Annotated in this window: 13 protein-coding genes, 1 tRNA gene and 1 pseudogene; 10 read left to right on the top strand and 5 right to left on the bottom strand. The window is 70.2% G+C overall.

The genetic code is table 11. The annotated features are described in order from the left end of the window. Positions 1-12 precede the first annotated feature (12 nt). From ACTWQF_RS14940 to ACTWQF_RS14925, 4 genes are all read right to left on the bottom strand, one after another. Positions 13-1,644, bottom strand: coding sequence for a glycoside hydrolase family 13 protein (locus tag ACTWQF_RS14940; RefSeq protein ID WP_443279868.1), 1,632 nt, complete (start codon positions 1,642-1,644; stop codon positions 13-15). Positions 1,645-1,747: 103 nt separating this feature from the next. After that, entirely contained in the window at positions 1,748-2,575 is an 828-nt protein-coding gene (locus ACTWQF_RS14935; protein ID WP_443279867.1) for a carbohydrate ABC transporter permease, read from the bottom strand. Between the two features lie 6 nt (positions 2,576-2,581). Then, complete coding sequence (locus ACTWQF_RS14930) at positions 2,582-3,520, bottom strand: carbohydrate ABC transporter permease (protein ID WP_443279866.1); 939 nt, start codon at positions 3,518-3,520, stop codon at positions 2,582-2,584. 4 nt (positions 3,521-3,524) lie between these two features. Further along, positions 3,525-4,922, bottom strand: coding sequence for an ABC transporter substrate-binding protein (locus tag ACTWQF_RS14925; protein ID WP_443279865.1), 1,398 nt, complete (start codon positions 4,920-4,922; stop codon positions 3,525-3,527). 286 nt (positions 4,923-5,208) lie between these two features. On the opposite strand from ACTWQF_RS14925, the gene ACTWQF_RS14920 reads away from it, so the two are divergent. The 6 genes from ACTWQF_RS14920 (at position 5,209) to ACTWQF_RS14895 (ending at position 12,738) form a co-directional block, all read left to right on the top strand. Continuing rightward, on the top strand, positions 5,209-6,228 hold the full coding sequence (locus tag ACTWQF_RS14920) for a LacI family DNA-binding transcriptional regulator (RefSeq protein WP_443279864.1): 1,020 nt from the start codon (positions 5,209-5,211) through the stop codon (positions 6,226-6,228). Between the two features lie 812 nt (positions 6,229-7,040). Beyond that, positions 7,041-7,388, top strand: coding sequence for a hypothetical protein (locus ACTWQF_RS14915; protein ID WP_443279863.1), 348 nt, complete (start codon positions 7,041-7,043; stop codon positions 7,386-7,388). A 1,041-nt stretch (positions 7,389-8,429) separates the two neighbouring features. After that, on the top strand, positions 8,430-9,791 hold the full coding sequence (locus tag ACTWQF_RS14910; RefSeq protein ID WP_443279862.1) for a sensor histidine kinase: 1,362 nt from the start codon (positions 8,430-8,432) through the stop codon (positions 9,789-9,791). After that, positions 9,788-10,459, top strand: a complete 672-nt coding sequence (locus ACTWQF_RS14905; protein WP_443279861.1) for a response regulator — start codon at positions 9,788-9,790, stop codon at positions 10,457-10,459. Before ACTWQF_RS14910 ends, ACTWQF_RS14905 begins: the two co-directional genes overlap by 4 nt. Before the next feature lie 385 nt (positions 10,460-10,844). Next, entirely contained in the window at positions 10,845-12,212 is a 1,368-nt protein-coding gene (locus tag ACTWQF_RS14900; RefSeq protein WP_443279860.1) for a glycosyltransferase family 39 protein, read from the top strand. 337 nt (positions 12,213-12,549) lie between these two features. Continuing rightward, the gene (locus ACTWQF_RS14895; protein ID WP_443279859.1) at positions 12,550-12,738 is read left to right on the top strand and encodes a hypothetical protein; all 189 of its coding nucleotides are present in this window, start codon (positions 12,550-12,552) and stop codon (positions 12,736-12,738) included. A gap of 75 nt (positions 12,739-12,813) precedes the next feature. Here ACTWQF_RS14895 and ACTWQF_RS14890 read toward each other — a convergent pair. Continuing rightward, positions 12,814-12,886 (bottom strand) — tRNA-Arg (locus ACTWQF_RS14890). A gap of 340 nt (positions 12,887-13,226) precedes the next feature. Between ACTWQF_RS14890 and ACTWQF_RS14885 the strand changes: the two genes are divergently transcribed. From ACTWQF_RS14885 to ACTWQF_RS14870, 4 genes and pseudogenes are all read left to right on the top strand, one after another. Beyond that, positions 13,227-15,395, top strand: coding sequence for an ATP-binding protein (locus ACTWQF_RS14885; protein WP_443279858.1), 2,169 nt, complete (start codon positions 13,227-13,229; stop codon positions 15,393-15,395). Positions 15,396-16,522: 1,127 nt separating this feature from the next. Continuing rightward, a pseudogene (locus tag ACTWQF_RS14880) lies at positions 16,523-17,788 on the top strand (GTPase); the annotation flags it as partial. Positions 17,789-18,764: 976 nt separating this feature from the next. Continuing rightward, positions 18,765-19,385, top strand: coding sequence for a single-stranded DNA-binding protein (locus ACTWQF_RS14875; protein WP_443279857.1), 621 nt, complete (start codon positions 18,765-18,767; stop codon positions 19,383-19,385). A 193-nt stretch (positions 19,386-19,578) separates the two neighbouring features. Next, on the top strand, positions 19,579-20,142 hold a 564-nt coding region (locus ACTWQF_RS14870; protein WP_443279856.1), incomplete at its 3' end, for a TQXA domain-containing protein.

Below are 20,142 nucleotides of genomic sequence, written 5' to 3'. Positions count from 1 at the left end.
TGTCGCGGTCGGTCAGGCCCGGTGGAGCCAGACCGCGGTGTCCGGTGGCAGCGTCCCGTCGTTGCCGAGTGGCTCGGATGCCAGGAGGGGCCGGCAGGCGTGGGGGAGGGGGATCGGCTGGTCGGAGAGGTTGAGTGCGCAGAGGAGGCCGGTTCCGCGTTGGAAGAGGAGTGTGCCATTGGGGCTGTCGATCCAGCAGAGTTCCTTGCTGGTGAGGTCGGGCAGGGTGCGGCGCAGGTGCAGGGCGGTGCGGTAGAGGTGGAGCATTGAGGTGGGGTCGGCCTGGTTGGCTTCGGCGGTGTGGGACTTCCAGTCCTCGGGCTGGGGCAGCCAGGGGGTGGATCCCTGTGGGCCGAAGCCGAACGGTGGGGTGTCGCCGGTCCAAGGGAGGGGGACGCGGCAGCCGTCACGGCCGCGGACGGTGTGGCCGGAGCGTTCCCAGGTGGGGTCTTGGAGGGCCTCTTCGGGGAGGTCATCGACCTCGTAGAGGCCCAGTTCCTCGCCCTGGTAGATGTACGCGCCGCCGGGCAGCGCCAGCATGAGCAGGGTCGCCGCGCGGGCGCGGCGGGTGCCGAGGGCGCGGTCGGAGGGGTGGCCCTCGTCGCGCATCGGGGCGGTGACGCCGGTGTAGGCGCGGCCGTAGCGGGTGACGTGGCGGGTTTCGTCATGGTTGGAAAGGACCCACGTGGCGGGGGCGCCGACGGCGGCCAGATCGGTAATGCTGCGGTCGATGACTTCCCGCAACCGATCTGTCTCCAAGGGGCACTTGAGGAAGTCGAAGTTGAAGGCGGTGTGCAGTTCGTCGTCGCGCAGGTAGTCGGCCAGGCGGCCGGGGCGGACGTGGGCCTCGGCGACGAAGACTCGGGGGTCGGGGTAGCTGTCGGCGATGGCGCGCCAGCTGCGGAAGATGGTGTGGATGTCTTCGCGGTCCCAGTGGGGGTGGTCTTCCTGGCCTTCCAGGGCCAGGACGGAGAATTCCGAAAGACCCAGGTCGGGCAGCGCGGGGTCCTTGACCATGCCGTGGGCGACGTCGATGCGGAAGCCGTCCACGCCGAGGTCGAACCAGAAGCGGAGGATCGCTTCGAACTCGGCGCGGACCTGAGGGTTGTCCCAGTTCAGGTCCGGTTGTTCGGGGGCGAACAGGTGCAGGTACCACTGGCCGTCGTCGGTGCGGGTCCAGGTGGGGCCGCCGAAGGCGGCGTGCCAGTCGTTCGGCGGCAGGGAGCCGTCCTCGCCCCTGCCGTCGCGGAAGATGTAGCGGTTCCGTTCCGGTGATCCCGGGCCTGCGGCCAGCGCCTGCTGGAACCAGGCGTGTTGGTCGGAGGTGTGGTTGGGAACGATGTCGAGGATCACGCGCAGGCCGAGCTCGTGGGCCTCGGTGATCAGCTGGCGGGCCTCGTCGAGGGTGCCGTAAGCGGGGTGTATGTCGCGGTAGTCGGCGACGTCGTAGCCGCCGTCGGCCAGCGGGGAGGGATACCAGGGGTTGATCCAGATCGCGTCGACACCGAGATCGGCCAGGTAGGGCAGGCGGGAGCGGATGCCGGCGATGTCGCCGATTCCGTCGCCGTTGCCGTCGGCGAAGCTGCGTATGTAGACCTGGTAGATCACGGCGGAACGCCACCAGGCGTCACGTGAGTTGCTCACGGTGCTCGGTTCCTGACTGTGCGATGGGACATGTCGGTGTGACGTGTCGATGTGACAGGTGGGGATGGAGATACGCCGCAGATCGGCGGCGTGGCATGTGGTCTCAGCCCTTGACCGAGCCCTGGAGCAGCGCCTTGGCGAAGTGGCGTTGCAGGAACAGGAACACGATGATCGTGGGGGCCATGATCAGCAGCGCGCCGGCGTTCAGGAGCACCTGGTCGGTGCTGTACTTCGTGGTGAATGCCTGAAGGGCGCCGGCCATGGTGCGCTTGTTGGGGTCGTCGATGAGCACCAGGGCGAGCAGGAACTGGTTCCAGGTGGACAGGAACATCAACAGCGCCAGGGAAGCGATCGCGGGTCGCGCCAGCGGGAGATGGACGTGGCGCAGGGCCCGCAAGGGACCGGCGCCGTCGATGCTGGCGGCTTCGGAGAGTTCGCGGGGCACGTTGACGAAGTGTGCCCGCATCCAGAAGACCGCGAACGGCATGTTCATCCCGATCAGCGGCAGGATCAGCGCCCACTGGGTGCCGAGCAGGCCCATGGCCCTGACCTGTTCGTACAGCGGGACGATCACGATCTCGTACGGCAGGGTGAGCGTGAGGACGAGAACGGTGTAGAAGATGCGGCCGAGCGGGATGTCCAGTACGGCGATCGCGTAGGCGGCCATCGTGGAGATGACGATCGCGACGGGGACCACACCGAGCACGATCAGGGTGCTGGATTTCAGCAGAGTCGTGATGTTGGCGACGTTCCAGGCGTCGATGAAGTTGTGCCAGTGCGGATCGCTCGGCCAGCTCAGTCCGCTGGGGAGGGAGCCCTGGGGCGCCAGGGCGGCGCTGACCATGCTCAGCAGCGGCACCAGGGAGTACAGCGCGGCTGCCGCGATCAGCACCAGACCGGGTGCGCGTCGGCGAAGTGTCCGTGTGGGCATGACGCTCTACTTCTCCCGGAACAGCCGCTGGAGCGGGGCGATGACGGCGATCACGATCAGGGTGAGGACCACGGCGAGCGCGGAGGCCGCGCCGAGGCGGTTGTCGTTGAACGCCAGGTTGTAGACGGCGACGCCGGGGACCATCGTCTGGGTGCCGGGGCCGCCCTGGGTGGCGAGGTAGACCACGTCGAAGCTGGCCAGCGCGGCGATGATGGTGATGGTGACGCAGACGCCGATCTCGTTGCGCAGTCCGGACAGGGTGACGGCCCAGAACTGCCGGAGGGGCCCTGCCCCGTCGATACGGGCGGCCTCGTACAGGCTGCCGTCGATCTTTCCGATACCGGCCAGCAGGAGCATCGTGCACAGTCCGGTGGACAGCCAGGTTCCGATGAAGCCGACCGCGGTCAAGGCCCAGGTGAAGTCGCCCAACCAGGGGCGGGCGAGGCCGTCGAGGCCGATGGCGCGGAGCAGTTGGTTGACCACGCCGTTGTCCGAGTACATCCACATCCAGGCCACGCCGGCGGCGGCCCCGGGGATGATCTGGGGCAGGAACAGCAGGGTGCGGGCCAGTGCGCCGGTGAAGCGGCCCTGGAGCTGCCGCAGCACCGAGGCGGTGATCAGGGCCAGGACCACCGGCAGGACGGTGAAGAAGAGGATCAGGTAGAAGGCATGGAGCAGCGAGTTGAGCTGCTCGGAGTCAGTGAAGACCTCGCTGTAGTTCTGCAGGCCGACCCAGGTGGAGGCGCCGACGCCGTCCCAGTCGTAGAAGGAGTACTGGATCGACAGCAGCACGGGGCGGGCGTTGAAGACGGCGTAGAAGGCGAGTGCGGGCAGGGCGAACAGCCAGCCGGCCCAATGCCGGGCCCGGAGCCTGCGGCGGTGGCGGCTCCGGGAGGCGGAAGCGCCCTGCTTCCGGCTGAGGCCGGGCGACTTGGTCAATTCCATGGTGTCAGTTGCTCTTGAGGGCGTCGGCGTATGTGCTCTGCAGGGTCTTGACCATCGCGTTCGGGGCGACCTTGCCGGAGACCAGCAGTTGGAGCTGCTGGGTGAGCTTGGTATTGACCTCGGGTGCGGAGTTCTGCAGCCAGCTGTCGAAGCCGTTGTCGGCGGCGATCGCCGCGTAACCGGTCTGGATCTGCTTGGTCAGCGTGCCGGACAACGACGGCTCGGCCTTGCTGTCCGCGCCGGGCGTCAGCGCGGCGTACCCGTTGTCGACCGCGACTTTCGCGGCTTCGGGGGTGGTGAGGAAGTTCAGGAACAGTCCTGCGGCGTCCTTCTTCTTGGAGCGCGCGGCGATCGAGAAGGCGAGGGTGTTGTTGGTCATCCCGGCGTACTTGCCGCCCTTCTTCGCGGGCGGCATCGGGAACACCCCGTACTTGCCCTTGAAGTTCTTGTCCAGGGTCTGCGTGATCCAGCTGCCCTGGAAGAAGAACAGCCCCTTGCCGCCGGTGAACTTGCCGTACGACGCCTCCTGGTTGAGGGCGTTGACGTCGGAGGCGAAGTACCCCGCCTTGATCCACTTCTGCAGCGTCTTGGTGGCCTGCACCGCCGCCGGGGTCTCCAGGGTCGCGCCCGGCTTGCGGTACACGATGTCGCTGAGTTTCTGGGCGCCCATGTAGTCGCCGAGCAGCAGGTTGTAGAGGTGGCCGATCAGTCCGTCCTGGTTGGAGGCCACGATCGGGGTGATCCCGGACTTCTTCGCCTTGGCCATGACCGCTTCGAGCTCACCGATGCTCCGGGGCGGCGTCTTCATACCGACCTTGGCAGCCAGTTTCTTGTTGTAGAAGACACCGGTCAGCGGCCCGGCCGAACCGCCTGCCTGATACAGCGGACCCGAACCGACCACGCCGTTCGACACCCGCCCCGGCGTCAGCGCCGACGCCGGAACCTTGTCGCTCCAGCCGTACGCCTTGTCGTAGGCATCGAGATTGGTCAGCAGGCCGTCCTTGACGCCGCCGCGGAGGTCATAGGGCTGCACGATGTCGGGCGCAGAGTCGGAGGCGAGCACCCTCGGCAGCACGGTATTGAAGTTGTTGTCCGACTCCACCCGCAGCTTCACCTTGATCTTCGGGTACTTGCGTTGGAAAGCGTCGGCCAGGTCCTGCTCGTACGCCTCGAGGCCCGCCGCTGAGAACAGGGTCAGCGTCGTAGGCGTGTTGGCGACCGCGGTGTTCACGGCAGTCGGAGTGGCATCGGCCGACGAGCCGGAGCCCGACCCCGGACCGCTGCAGGCCGCCAGCGTGACAAGCACCGACCCGGCAGCGACGGCCACCAGCGAGGCACGCCTGCGCTTGCCGACGGCACCGGTGGCTGATCTGGCCGGGGAGGTTGTGGAGTACGCAAGCATGATGCCTCCTCGCATCCGTGCGGCTGCCGCTCACGGTCGGCAGACGGAGTCTCGGCGTGCTTCCCGGAGGGCCGCGGGGAGGTGGCGGGCTCGTTTCGGAAGCGTTTCCGTTGCCGAAAGACTGAGCACCCCAGCCCAGGCTGTCAAGTAACGGAACCGCAACAGCATATTGACGTGCTGAAATGGTGAAGTTTCGTGGGGATCAGCCGTCGGTCACGACGGAACCCTCGGAAACCTTTCCGAGAGATCTATGGAAGCGTTTCCGACCGTGGGTTAACCTTCCGGCATGCCGCAGAGCTCCCGGAAGATCAACATGGCGAACGTGGCCCGCAAGGCCGGCGTCTCGATGGCCACCGCCTCGCGCGCACTCAACAACGAGAACGGTGTCGCCGAAGCCACCCGCCGACGCGTCCTCGCCGTCGCCGAGGAGCTCTCCTACGTGGTCTCACCCGAGGCATCCCGCCTGGCGGGCGGTGCCACCGGCCGGGTCGCGGTGGTCGTGCCGCACATCTCCCGCTGGTTCTTCGCCACCCTCCTCGAAGGGCTGGAGTCGGTCCTGCGCGGCGCCGAGCTCGACGTACTGCTCTATCACGTCGACGGCATCGAGGACCGGCACGACTTCTTTCACCGCCTGCCCGCCCGGCGCAAAGTCGACGCCGTCGTCGTCCTCGCTTTCCCCGTCGGAGAAGAGGAACAGCGAAGGCTCGAACTCATGGGCGTCACCATCATCGCCGCAGGCGGCCAGCACGCGCCCTACCCCAACGTGTCCATCGACGACGAGACCGCCGGCCGACAGGCCATGGACCATCTGATCTTCCTGGGCCACCGCCGCATCGCCATGATCGCCGCCGTCGACCCCGACCAGCCCGACGAGGTACAACCGTCCGGCCGCTCCAACGCGTACTACGCCGCCCTGCGCGACGCCGGCATCCCCACCGACGAACGCCTTGTCGTCACCGTCGACTGGGGCGGCACCGCAGGAGCCGACGCCATGGCCGAGCTGCTCAGCCAGCCCGAGCCGCCCACCGCCGTCTACGCCCACTCCGACGAAGTCGCCCTCGGCGCCCTCCGCACCCTGCGCCGCGCGGGCCTGCGCATCCCCGAGGACATCTCCGTCATCGGCATCGACGACCACCCCGTCGCCGAGCTCACCGACCTCACCACCGTCCGTCAGCCCGTCCGTGAGCAAGGGGAACTGGCCGGACGCATGCTCCTGAAGATCCTGCGCGGCGAAGAGACCGACCACGACGTCGTCGTCCCCACTCAGCTCGTCATACGGGGCAGCACGGCACCACCGCGCCCGTAGCCGCAACGGCGAGCTTGGCCGGGACGGACCTTACGGCCCAGAAGCTCCCCCAGGTTTCTGGAAGTCCGAATCGGAGCAGATGGCGCGAGGTGCCCAGAAACGGCTCCGGGCGCCGGTCCGTTCCGGGCGGTGACCGGTTCCGGAGGGGCGGACGACCTTGACGGCGTCCCCGCCGCCCGCGACGTCCTGGAAGCCGACCGCCCCTAAGTCCATCGAGACCGTTCCATTTCAACGCCCTGACAAGGAAAACGCCAAGCTGGCTGGCGTCGGCCCTGCTAAAACCACGATTCATGACGAGGAGATCTAGTCAAATCCGCCACTCAGACAGGAGGCACCAGGTCAGGGACGTGGTATGCGAAAGCGGGTCGGCCCCTGAGCGGTTTCGGGGGCCGGTTTGGGAGCTTCTTCGGAGCCGCCTTCGAGATCGGCTGGCAGGATCGGCCAGGACGCCCGATACCTATGAGCCGTCACGCGACGACCTGCTGACATCGAGCTCGTGCTCACGCAGCGCAGCCTGTTCGGCCTGGTCCACCGCGAGGCCCCAATGGCGCTCCCACTGACCCTGGTTGGTCAGGTACCGGCAGCCTGCCGACGTGGGCAGGTGGGCGATGGGGCAGGGTGGGTTCAGCCGCCGCCGACGGGGTTGACGCAGGTGCCGGGCGGGCCTTGACTTCCGTCTTCCCAAGAGGAGGCTAGCCGTAGGTTGTGCGCCTCGGCAGGAGCCTCGCTTCGCCATCAGCGGCCGATGGCTGCCACCCGAGATCCGCGCACTGGCGCAGGAGGCGGGACGGGGCGATCCGGCCGGGGGAGCGGTGTGCCGCAACCCCGTCCGCAGCATCGTCGTACGCGCCCTCGAAGTGCGCTACGCGGTCCAGGAAGCGCTGCGCATGATCGATAACTACGAACCACCATCCACGCCGCATGTCGACGTCCCCGCCCGCGCAGGCACCGGCCACGGCGCAACGGAGGCACCCCGCGGTCTGCTCTACCACCGCTACACCCTCGACAGCGAGGGCACCGTCACCGACGCCGTGCTCGTCCCCCCGGCCTCCCAGAACCGGCCTCCCAGAACCAGGACGCCATCGAGGAGGATGTACGGCGCGTACTGGAAGCGCGCCTTGCGACCAGCCACTCCTCCGACGAAGAGCCCGCAGCGCTGAGCGAGCGCGCCGTTCGCAACCACGACCCCTGCATCTCCTCCTCCGCCCATTTCCTGCGCCTCTCGGTGACGCGCGAGGAGTGACTTTTGGTGACCGCGGCTTTTGGCCCTCGACGGGAGTCGCTCGGCCGGGCGCTTGTGAACGTAGTCCTGTTCCGCCGTGGCCCACTCCTTCCCCGGGCGAGGCGCGGGAGCGCTACAGGTTCGGTCGCGACGATCCCAGCAGGTGCCCGTAGGCATGGATTCCGGCCGGAACCATCCTGGTCACAGTGGTGGCAATGGCGACGTAATCGTGGCAGTGGAAGCGGCCATGACCTCGGCGTATGCCTACAGTGACCGGCAAGAGCCCATTGATCACCTGGCCTCGGTCAACCGTCACCCGCTCCTCCCCGGGCCATGGCGGCTGTCTCTGCCGCGTGGACGGCAAGCGTGCTGCCTGGCAGCGCGACCGACTGGCGAGCTCAACCGCCGTCGGCGCCAAGAGGCCCGCCGATTGCGGGGCGCTGTGCTGATCAGCGGCAGGCTGTCCGTGCACGTCGCCGATCGATGGCCGCTGGCCGCATGCTCCCCAACGGAGGACCAGCCATGTTTTGGGTGCCCCGCAGGGCTCGAACCGGTGGTTGGCCGATCACATTTCGCGCCCTGGGTGAGGGGCTGTGACCTGTGCCTTTCCTCAGTCTGGACGGGATTGGGCCGACTCGGCTCTTCCTCGCCTCCCAAGGGGCGCACAACCACGAACGCCGCTGACCGACAAACACCGCCGTGACCTGCTGCGACGCACAGGCAGAGCTGACCACAGGTTGGCGCCCCCAACTTGCCACAACGCGAAAACGAGCTCCTCATCAAAGCTCCGCCGATCAGCCTTCTTCCGGCTCACGCGAAGGTCCGACGGGAGGGCTACCGCTTGCCCAGTGGGTCGGCGCCGGAGGACAAGGAGGCGTAGACGGGGCCGGCTTCGTCCATGTAGTACCTGAGGCGGAGGCGGAGAGATCCGTACGCAGGCGGACCCGTGCCCGAGGTCCGCGGTCCTACGATCAACGGCGTGTCCGAAACCAAGCACAAGGCGATCAGGGGACTGAATGTCCTGCGCAGAGAACTCAATGTTCTGCGCAAGCAGCCGAGCGCCGGCGCCCTCGTCGCGCGGTTGCTGCCGCTCGTGCCCACCGATGTGCGGGGCCCGGTTCGGCCCGCCTGGTTACGGCGGGCCATGGGCTGGTTCCCGCACGTCGTGCTCTGCGTTCTCGCGGTCGTGCTGTTCTGGCTGAGCTGGTATCTGTACGAGTCGTCGCCCGGTGTCGGTTCGCGGTGGAAGAGCACGCTCCTGGGGCTTGCCGCGGGGGCGCCGCTGACGGTGGTGCTGTTCCGGCCCGTCACCGCCTGGTGGCTCTCGCTGGCGGGGGTGTGCGCGGTGGTGGCCGCGAGGCTCGAAGTCGGCCCGTTCCCCTTCGTGGAGACCCTGTTCGCCTCGCACCTGGCAGTGATGGCGCTGGTGGCACTGCGTGCCCGCCCGGTGATGGTGCCTGTGATGTGGCTGTGGACGACGGCCGTTGCCTATCTGGCAGAGCACATTTTTCCTCCCCTGAATGAGGTGTCGAACAACGCCGATGACTTCGCGGTCTGGTCGGCGGCCGTACTCACCGGTGTGCTCGCCGCGCGGGGTGTTCTGAAGGCGCGCGACAGCGTCACGTCGAGCCGGAGAGACGCTCTCGCCGAACGGTCCAAGCGCACGGTCCTGGAGGAGCGCACCACCATCGCGCGTGAGCTGCACGACGTGGTCGCGCACCACATGTCCGTCATCGCCATCCAGGCGGAGGCAGCCCCGTACCGGGTGGAGAGCACCCCTCCCGAGCTCGCCGCTTCCTTCACCCTCATTCGCGAGAACGCGCTCGCCGCCCTCGCCGAACTGCGCCGCGTCGTCGGGATCATCCGCATCGCCGACTACGGGACGCAGGACGCACCGGACGCACCCCAGCCCACCTTGGACGTGCTCGATGAACTGCTGGCCAACGTGCGCGAGGCCGGGCTCCCCGTGGACAAGGCCGTCATCACCGGCGCGCGGCGGGAGCTGCCGCAGGGCGTCGAGCTGTCCGCCTACCGCATCATCCAGGAGGCGCTCAGCAATGCCCTTCGGCACTCGCCCGGCTCCGCCACCCGGGTCGAGCTCTCCTATGTGCCGGGTGGCCTGGAAGTGCGTGTCGTCAACGGCCCCGCCGACCCGGACGCGGTCCGGAGGGTCACGGCCGGCGGGGCGCGGCACTCGGACGGCTCCGGGCACGGGATCACCGGGATGCGCGAGCGGGTGGCGATGCTGGAGGGGGAGATGACAGCGGGTCCGCTGCAAGACGGCGGGTACGAGGTCGCGGTGTTCCTGCCCGCGCCGTCCGTGACGGAGGTGACGGAGTGACCATCCGGGTGCTCATCGTCGACGACCAGGCCATGGTCCGGGAGGGCTTCGCCGTCCTGCTCGGTGCCCAGCCGGACATCGAGGTCGCGGGCGAAGCGGTCGACGGGCAGCAGGCCGTCGCGAAGGTCAGGGAACTGCGGCCGGACGTCGTGCTCATGGATATCCGGATGCCGAATCTCAACGGTCTGGAGGCCACCCGTCGCATCGTCGCCGCTCACCCGGACGCCAAGGTCCTCGTCCTGACCACCTTCGACCTGGACGAGTACGTCTACCAGGCGCTGCGCGCGGGAGCTTCCGGGTTTCTGCTCAAGGACGCCTCCGCGCAGCAGCTCGCCGAGGGCGTGCGCATCGTCGCCGCCGGTGAAGCGCTGCTCGCGCCCACGGTCACCAAGCGCCTGATCGGCGCCTTCGCCCGCTCACCGGTCGGTGCCGCCGGAGAGGCGCTGCCGCCGGGCACCCGGCTCGGCGAACTGACCGAGCGGGAGACCGAGGTGCTCAACCTCGTCGCCCGGGGCCTGTCCAACGCGGAGATCGCCGCCGAACTGGTTGTCGCGGAGTCGACGATCAGGACGCACGTCAGCCGGGTCCTGGACAAGCTCGGCCTGCGTGACCGCACCCAGGCCGCGGTGTACGCCTACGAGAGCCGGCTGGTGACGCCGGCGTCCTGAACCGCGAGCCCGCCATGTGGTCCGCCGCGGCGGACCGCCCGGACAGTTCACCCGCGCCACGGCGTGAGCCCGACCGCGCGCGATGCCGCGCCGCGCGCCTGACGTCATCTATTCGGCCCGCCACCGGCCGCTTCCCTCCCTTCGCGATGCCCGAAACAGGGGCTACCGCCGACTGATCGCACCGCAAGGCCCGCGTACGGAGCCGCTGTGCCCGCACGCGCTGCCTTCCTTTTGCCTGCCCGGATTCAAGGAGACCGCCATGTCCCGTGCCCAGCCACTCCCACCGTCCCCGGCGCCTCCCACATGCCCCGCACCACCCACCCGCGAAGTCGGTCCGGCCGCACCCGGGCTGCCGCGTACCACCACCGTCCTGATACCTGTGGCCGTGAGTCTGTGCCTCGGGCTGTGGGGGCTACGACGTCAGGGTTCGATGTGGCGGGACGAGGCCGTCACCTACGACATGGCGCATCGTGGCCTCACCGACCTGCTGCACACCCTGGCCCACTACGACATGGCGCACGGCCTGTACTACCTGCTGATGCACGCGGTGTTCGCGGTGCTCGGCGACGGGCTGATGGTGCTAAGGCTGCCGTCGGTGCTGGCGATGGCGGCCGCGACCGGCGGCGTCGCACTGCTCGGCCGCCGACTGGCGGGTCCGTGGGCCGGACTCGGTTCAGGAATTCTCTTCGCCCTGCTGCCCGACACGCAGCGATACGCACAGGAAGGCAGGTCGTACGCGCTGGTATGTGCCGCGGTGACCTGGGCGACCGTGCTCCTCGTCCGCGCCGTCGCGGAGCGCCGGACCGGCCCGTGGGTGAGCTATGCGGTGCTGTCGCTCGGGGCGTGTCTGCTCCATGAGTTCGCCGTCCTGGCCGTGCTCGCGCACGGAGTCACGCTCCTCGCTTCCCGCGCGGCGGGCGATGCGTTGCGTGCCTGGGGTGCGGCGGCGGCCTGTGTGGCAGCGGGGCTGGCGCCGCTCGCGGTGGCCAGTTCCGGGCAGATCGGCCTGGTGGCGTGGATCCGCGACCCGGATGCGGGCACGTACCTGAAGGTCGTCGCGGTGGCGGGGGTCGGCATGGGATGTGCGGCACTGCTGAAGGCACGGCCGACGTGGCGAGTGGTGCCGGTGGCGCTGCCGCTGGCGCTCGTGCCGGAGGTGGCTCTCCTCCTGATGTCCCTGGTCAAGCCGATCTACGTGCAGCGGTACGTCATGTACGCCTCGGCCGGGTCGGCACTCCTGCTGGGGGCCGCGCTTCAGGAGCTGTGGCGCCGCCCGGGTCTCCGCGCGGGCTCGGCGGCAGTCGCTGGTATCGCGGCGGTACTTCTCCTGGTTCCGGTAGGGCAGCATCTGCGCGCTCCGGCGAGTCGGACGGACGACCTCAACGCCATCGCCAACGCCGTGAGCGTGCGGGCCAACCCCGGAGACGGGCTGCTGTTCATGCCCGACGGCAGCCGCGTCTGGAAGCTGCCCTACGCCTCCGCCTACCGCGGTCTGACCGACCTGACGAGCAAGGCGGACCCGCACACCTCCCGCACGCTGTACGGCACTGAGGTGCCCCCGCGCGCGGTCCGCACCCGCATGCTCGCCGTCCGCCGGATCCTCGTGCTCCAGGACCCGGCGGGAAAGCAGCGCGGCCAGGACGGGATCGACCGCGTCAAGCGGGCCACGCTGCGCACGCACTTCGAGCTGTGCAGCACCACCAGCGTTCAAGGAGCCCGCGTCACCGTCTACGCACGCCCCGGCACCTGCTGACAGCCTTGGTTACTCCAGTGCCGTTTTGTGAGCTATCCAGGGGATTCGTCGGCGGTAGTGGCTGTGTCGGGCCGGCCTCCGGCTCGGTCCGAGACGCGTGGCTGATGGGAGCACACACCTCACCACACTGCCTCCTCCCCGCCAAGCCTGCCCGGGTTCTGGACCTGGCCCTCAACAGCGCTCTCTCGACAACGACGACATGGGCATGGCGGCCTTCGGACGGCTGGCAAGGGGCGTGCCCACTCTGTGCCGCGGGGGCGTGATGAGGGGCATGAAGCATCGAGGACGAGCGACGACGCCTCCACGCGGACAGGGCTCGCGCTGACAGCAAGTCACAGTGGCCGCTCCGCGCTTCGTGCCGCTCAGCGCCGAGCAGGGGCGGCACGCGGTCGATGCGCTGTCCCAGTTGCTTGTCGACTGGTCGGTCAAGCGCTCTGCTGCGGGCGACCAGGATCAGACGACCGATGGGCGCGACCCGTCGGCTGACCAGGCGCCCGACAGGCAAATTTCGCGTTCTGACGAATGAGCTCCCTCGCCCAGAAGATCAGAAACCATAGGTTTCTGCAGGTCAAGGCGGTGTACGCGCTTGATGTGAAGAGGGCGCCCCCGGCAGGACTCGAACCTGCGGCCAAGCGCTTAGAAGGCGCCTGCTCTATCCACTGAGCTACGGGGGCCGGCCTCCGTCGCGGTGGGCGGGCTCGCCGCCCCCCGTGACCATGGCGGGGTCAAGGATAGGGGGCCGTGCGGCTCGTCCTGCTCGCTTCACGTCCGCGACGCTATGTGGAGGTTCCGTGAAGCGGTCCCGATAATCGCAGGCGGGTGCGATTCACGCAGCGGTTTTGGCGGCGTGGGGTGCGGGTGTTGCGCAGTCGTTATGGGGGCGGCCGGGTGGCAGGCGGGTCATGCGGGGTGAACGGGGTGAAAGAGGTCATTCGATGGTGAAACCACTCATTTTCATCGCCCGCAACCGCGAATAAGCTTCAAAACTGCCGCAAAATTGGGCATTCTGCCCATGTGGCGATCTTGGACGTACGGCTTGAACTGCTCGATGCGCTCACCGCACTGCGGGAGCGCGTCGCTGCCGCGCGCTTCCCCCTCCCGTTGCCGGGCGCCGAGCGTGCCCGCCGCTCCAGGGACGAACTGCTGGCCCAGCTCGACGACTACCTCGTCCCGCGCGTGCGCACCCCCGAGGCGCCGCTGCTCGCGGTGATCGGCGGTTCGACGGGCGCGGGCAAGTCGACGCTGGTCAACTCCCTTGTGGGGCGCAAGGTCAGCGAGGCGGGAGTGCTGCGGCCCACGACCCGCACACCCGTGCTGGTCTGCCATCCGGACGACCGCGGCTGGTTCGTCGGGCAGCGTGTGCTCCCGCGTCTGGAGCGGGTCTGGATGCCCCGGCAGGACGCGACCGGCACACCAGGCGTGCCCGGCATGCCTGGCGCGTCCGGCATGCCCGGTCCGTCCGGCGCCTTCGGTGCGGTGGGAGCTCCCGGCCCGTACGACGCGCCCGGCGGCAACGGCATGCCCGGCGCGCACAGCGCGCACGGGCTGCACGGCCCGCACGGCAGCCGGGACGGTGTGGCCGACGGCACCGACCGGTTCGGCGACCGGACAGCGGCCGACCGTGCCACCGACTGGGAGAGCGGCTGGGCCACCGACTGGGATTCCGGCCGGGATGCCGGCCGGGGCCCCGGCCGCGACACCGGCTGGGACGCCGGTCCCGAGGCGGACTGGGAGCCCGAGTGGGACGCCGACCGGGACGAACCCCGGCGGGTCCTCCGCCTGGAGACCGACAGCGGCCTGCCGCCCGGCCTCGCGCTGCTCGACGCGCCCGACATCGACTCCCTCGTCGCCCACAACCGCGACCTGGCGGCCGAGCTCATCTGCGCCGCCGACATCTGGGTGCTGGTCACCACCGCAGCCCGCTACGGCGACGCCATTCCCTGGCATCTGCTGCGCACCGCCAAGGAGTACGACGTCACCCTCGCCACCGTCCTCGACCGCGTGCCGCACCAGATGGCCGCCGAAGTCACCGCACAGTACGGCCTGCTGCTGGAGCGCGAGGGCCTTGGACAGGTGCCCCGCTTCACCATCCCGGAGCTGCCCGAATCGGCGGGCGGCTCCGGACTGCTGCCCGTCTCCGCCGTCTGCGGGCTGCGGGACTGGCTCGAAGAGCGCGCCCAGGACGCAGACGCCCGGTATGCGGCCGCCAGCCGTACCGCCGACGGAACCCTCGCCTCGCTGCGCCCTCGCATCACCGCCCTCGCCGGTGCCTCCGCCACGCAGCACGCTGCCGCCGAGCGGCTCACCCGGTACATCGAGACCGCCTACGAGACCGCGGGCAAACGGATGCACGCCCGTATCGCCGACGGCGAGCTGCTGGCGGGCGACGCGGCTGAGCACTGGCGCAGCTTCCCCACCGACAGCGACGGCGAGGAACTGTTCGACGCCTTCACCGACGGTCTGACCGCCCTGCTGTCCGGCGCGGTCGCCGCCGCCGACGAACGGATCGCCGAACTGCGCCGCAGCGTGCCAGGGCTGGAAGGGTGCGCCCAGTCCCTCCCGGGCGGCCAGGGCGAGCGTGACGAGGCCACCGGCCGGATCGGCGTGATGGTGCGCAGATGGCGCCGCTGCGTCGAGGAACTGGCCGAGGAGGAGACCCACGCCGCCGGCCGCGCGGGCTGCTCCGACGAGGAGTCCGAACGCGTCGCCGGGCTCCTGGCCGCCTCCCTCCTGGGCGGGCAGCGGGCGGCAGGCGCCGACGAAGCCCTGGAGGACCTGCTCGGCGACGAGAGCGCCCAGCATCTGCGTGAACAGTGCGCGGAACTGCTGGAGGGCTGTGTGGAGCGCGTGCTGTACGGCGAAAGGGACCTCCGCCTCGCCCCCCTGGAAACCCTCGACGCCGGCCCCGAACCCCAGATGGAACTGATCGCCGCGTTCTCCGTACTGGACAAGCTCAACAGGACGCACGGGCTGCACGAGCCGCACCAGTGGCCAGAGCTGAACCTGTCGCAGGAACCGGCACACCAGCCGCACGAACCGCACCGGACGGCCGGTGTGCAGGAGCCGACAGGGCCGCAGGAGCCGAGCCGGACGGACGTGACCACCCGCGACTTCCCGCCGACGCGTACCCCGCTCGGCCCGGACGGCGGGCGCGGTCTGCAGAGCGCGCACATGGAGAGGTGACCCCAGTGACGTCCACCGACGCCATCCACACCGGACCGGGCGAACCGCCCGAGCGCTGGACCGGCAGCTTGCCCGACAGCTGGATCAGCGCGCACAGCGACCCCGTGGAGGGGCAGCTGGAACTGAACCTGGACGACGAGGACGCACCGCCGCCCTCCCCGCCTTCCCCGGCCTCACCGCCCCAGCAGCACCCCGCACAGAGCGGGCCGGACGGACCTGCGGCACAGCATGCAACGGCGGACCTGCCGCGTCAGCAGCCGGAAGCCGCAGCAGACAGCCCGCCCGACACCGGGACCGAGCCCGTCTGGGACGACGGCGTCATCGCCCGAAGGGCCCCCGCCGAACGGGTCGCCCACCTCGCCGAGCAGGCCGAGACGGGCCCGCCCCGGACGGAGCCTGTTCCGCCGCCGCAGACGGAGCCTGTCCCGCCGCGGACAGACTCCGTTCCACCGCGGGCCGAGACTGTTCCACCGCGGACCGAGACCGCCCTGCAGTACGAGCAGCCTGCCCGGCCGTACGAGCAGCCCGTCCCGCCGCAGGACTCCGCCCCGCAGCATGAGCCCGCCCCGCAGTATGAGCCCGCCCCGCAGCATGAGTCGCACGACGAGTTGCAGTACGCATCGCATTACGGGTCGCAGTACGAGTCCGCGGAGCACGCCGCAGAGCACGCCCCCGCACCGGAGCCCGAGGTCCGGACGCCGAACCCGCGGGGGCACGCCCCGAAGGCGGACCCCTCGGAGCGAGGAGGGGACCACCCCAGGCCCGGCTTCGCCGCGGCTGCCCCACCCTGGCGCGGCGCCCCTTGGCCGGAACCCCGGTACGGCACCGTCCACGAAGCCGTACAGGAGACACCCCTGCCCAGCACCGACCGAACGCCTCTCCCGTCCGTACAGGACACGCCCTCTCCAGCCGAACAGGACAGGCCGGACAGTGACGTCCGTCCGGACGCCAGTCCCGACGTCCATGAGGACACCGACGCCCGTCAGGACGTCCCCGAGAGCACCGAAGGGGCAGCCGGAGCCGCTGGCCTGGACGCCGGAACGGCGACCTTCCGCAACGTCGAGAAGGACATCTGCCGGGACCTCCGCAGAGACCTCCGCAGGGACCCACGACGCGACGCAGGGGAGAGCGTTCTGCGCCAGCGGCTGGGCGCACTGCGGGAACTCGTCGGACTGTCGCGCACCCGGCTCGACGCCGACGTGCTCGCCGAGGCGGGGAAGGTGCTGGACGAGGCGGCAACCCGCAGAGGACTGCCCCGCTCCTACACGACGGTGGCTCTCGCGGGCGCGACAGGCAGTGGAAAGTCGTCCCTGTTCAACGCTCTGACAGGGGGGCGCCTCTCCGAGGTGGGCATGCGCCGCCCCACCACAGCACAGCCGGTCGCGTGCACCTGGGAGGCGGGACGGTACAGCGACGGCAGGCCCGACGGGCTCCTCGACAGGCTGGGCATCCCGCAGCACGCACGGCACCGGACGCACGACGGCACGCTGAGCGGACTCGTCCTCGTCGACCTGCCCGACCACGACTCTGTCGCACCAGGTCACCGCGAACAGGTGGACAGGATGCTGGAGCTGGTCGACGCGGTGGTGTGGGTGGTCGACCCGGAGAAGTACGCGGACGCGCTGCTGCACGAGGGCTATCTGCGCCGGCTCGCCGGTCATGCCGAGGTCACGTTCGTCGTCCTCAACCAGACCGACCGGCTCACCCGCGACGCCGTGGACACCGTCCTCGACGACCTGCGGCGGCTGTTGGACGAGGACGGGATGGCACTGGGCGAGCACGGAGAGCCGGGCGCGGTCGTCCTGTCCGCCTCCGCCCTCACGCACGAGGGCATCGACGTACTGCGGGAGGAACTGGGCGAGTTCGTCGCACAGCAGCGCGCCGCGGTCCTGCGGCTGACCGCCGACCTGGACGGGGCGACGGAACGCCTGCGCCCCGTCTACGCCGATCCCGGGCCGGGGGCCGACGACGGTCCCATCGGGCTGACCGAGAGCGCCCGCGAGGACTTCGAGGACCGGCTCGCCGTCGCCGTGGGCGCGGCGGCTGCCGGGCAGGCCGCAGAACGAGCCTGGCTGCGCCAGGCCGAGCGCTCCTCCGGCATCCCCTGGGTGCGCGCGCTGCGCTGGTACGCGTCCAGGCCGACCCAGGAGCGGGACGAGCCGTCCCAGGCCCCGGCCGGGGAACAGCCGGCGGAGCGGGACGGTGCCGCCGGTGGGCCGTCTGTGCGCCGGGCGCCCCTTCAACAGCCGCTCGCCGCCCGGCCGGTGGTGGCACAGGCCGTAAGGGAGCTGGCGGACGCTGCGGCGAGCGGCCTCCCCGGCGCCTGGGCGCGCAACGTACGAGAGTCCGCCCGGCGCGGCGCCGCAGGGCTGCCGGAGGTGCTGGACGAGGTCATGGAAGTCTGCGCCTCCGGGGCGGACGCGGCGCGGTCGGCCTCGGTCGCGGCGTCGATGACGGACGTCGCGCTGGGGATGGACGCCGCCTCGTCGGCGAAGAACACCGCCGCGCCGGCCGTGCCCGTACAGCAGTCCTCCGCGGAAGTGCCGGGCCCGGAGAACGGACGCGGCATCGGGAACGACAGCGGGCGCCAAAGCGCGGGGGAGGAGCGACCGGAACGACTGACCGGATCCGCCGCGGAGTTCGGGCCGGAGGGTGTGTCCGAGACGAGAGCCGAACCGGCGACCGCTTCGGAAGAGCCGCCGCGTGGTGCGGGCGGGCGCACCGCCCCCGCGACGCGAGTCCCGCGTCCGCCCTGGCACACCGCGGCCTTCGCCGGACAGTGGCTGCTGTTCGCCCTCCAGGCGGCGGGAGCCGTGTGGGCGGCCGCGGTGGTGGCCCTCGCGCGTGGCGTCGACCAGGCCGTGCTGCTGCCCTGCGTGCTGCTGACGGCGGCCACCGTCGCGGGCCCTGTGCTCGCGTGGGCGTGCAGGAGGGCCGCACGTGGCCCGGCGCGGACGTACGGGCTGCAGGAGGAGCGCAGGCTGCGGCAGTTGGCGGCGTGCTGCGGCCGGACACGGGTGCTGGAGCCGGTGGCCGCTGAACTGCTGCGGTACCGGCACGTGCGGGAGCAGTACGCGATCGCGGCCGGCGTGGTGGACTCGGCCCCGGAGGAGCCGTCGGCGGACGCCGGGCGAGCCGTGGGTACCGTCCTGGAGCCCGGGGAGGGGTCACCCACCGGGGTGACCGAGTTGTGCACAACCTCCGAGTAATCCACAGCTGAGAATCTCTTTCCCCACGCCGCGGCCTCCGCCCCCACTCTGGAATCCGCAACGGCACCGAAGCGGTGGCCGGCGACAGACAAAGGCAGCAACCAGCAGCAACCAGCTGCGACGTGGGGACGCGGGGACGCGGGATGCGGGGGAGATTCGTATGAACGAGACATATGTGACGGTGATGGGCAACGTGGCGACGAAGGTCGACCACTGGACGTCCCCCTCGGGAGTGCCCGTCGCCAGGTTCCGGCTGGCCAGTACCGTCCGACGGTTCGACAGGCACAAGGAGTGCTGGACGGACGCGTCCACCAGCTTCTACACCGTCTGGGCGTGGCGTGGGCTGGCCGTCAATGTCGCCTCCTCGGTGGCGCGCGGCGAACCGGTGGTCGTCCGCGGGCAGTTGCGGGTCGTGGAGGACGAGCGGGAGGGACGGCGGTATCTGTCGGCGGATCTGATGGCGTCGACGGTCGGTCACGATCTGACGCGCGGCACGGCCGCGTTCGTCAGGGTCAGCCGCGCCAACCCGGAACTGACGCGCGTGCCTGAGCCGGCGCGCGGGCCGGAGTTGACGCGAGGGCCGGAGTTGACGCGCGGCCCGGCACCGGCCTGGCCGCCGCTGTCGGCCGAAGCAGCCGGGCCGCCGACTTTCGGGGCGCCCGGCGAGGGGATGGACGCTGCCGGTGCCGGATCGGCGCGCGAGGAGGGGTCCGGGGAGGAGCAGTTGGTGCCGGAAGCCGTGGCGGAAGGAAGCGTTCCAGGTCAGCGCGGTGCGTCGTGATCGTCCCGGTCCGCCGGATTCGGCGATAACGATTCCGAGTCGGAATGTGTGGCCACCGTGAATCGTGGGGATCGCGCGGCGTCCGTCTCCTTACGATCCCACGCGTATCGACCAGGGGGTTCAGAGCTTTGCGGTAGACCGGCGGCCCGTGTGCGACGCGGCCGGGGGGAGGTCCTGCCAAGAGGGGAAGACCATGACTTCTGTACGCGCGCGGGCGGTCCGCCGTCTCACCGTCGTCGCGGCGGTCACCGGGCTGTCCGCGACCGGCGTGGCGGGCAGCGCGGGGACGGCAGCCGCCGCCCCGGCGACGGCCCGGTCCGCCGGGTACGCCGCCGGGGGATCGCTCACCGACGGGACGCCGGAACAGCGCAGCGGAGCGGTGGCCACGCTGAACGGTCTCGAAACCTACGGCCAGGCGGTGGTGACCGCGGGCGGCGAGAAGCAGAAGGTCGGCGCCGGGCTCTTCGAGATGTCCGTCGACGGGGGCGGCACGCTCCAGACCTACGGGCTGGACGCGCTCAACCCGATACAGGAGCAGTCGCGTTACGCGGAAGGGGAGTGGAAGTCCTCGTCCCTGTCCGGCAATCGCAACGCGGGCAAGATCCGCTGGATAGTGGAGCACTCCTATCCACGGCGGAACGACCTCCAGGCGTTGGCCAAGGCTGCGGGTGCCAAGCGGCTCACCCCGCAGACCGCCGCGACGGGCACGCAGGTCGCCATCTGGAGGTTCGCGGAAAACGGGGCACGGGGGGTTACG

This window comes from Streptomyces sp. 8N114, assembly GCF_052245835.1.
Classification (GTDB): Bacteria; Actinomycetota; Actinomycetes; order Streptomycetales; family Streptomycetaceae; genus Streptomyces.
The sequence above is the reverse complement of the archived record's forward strand: the minus strand, read 5'-3'. Positions and strand labels throughout refer to the sequence as shown.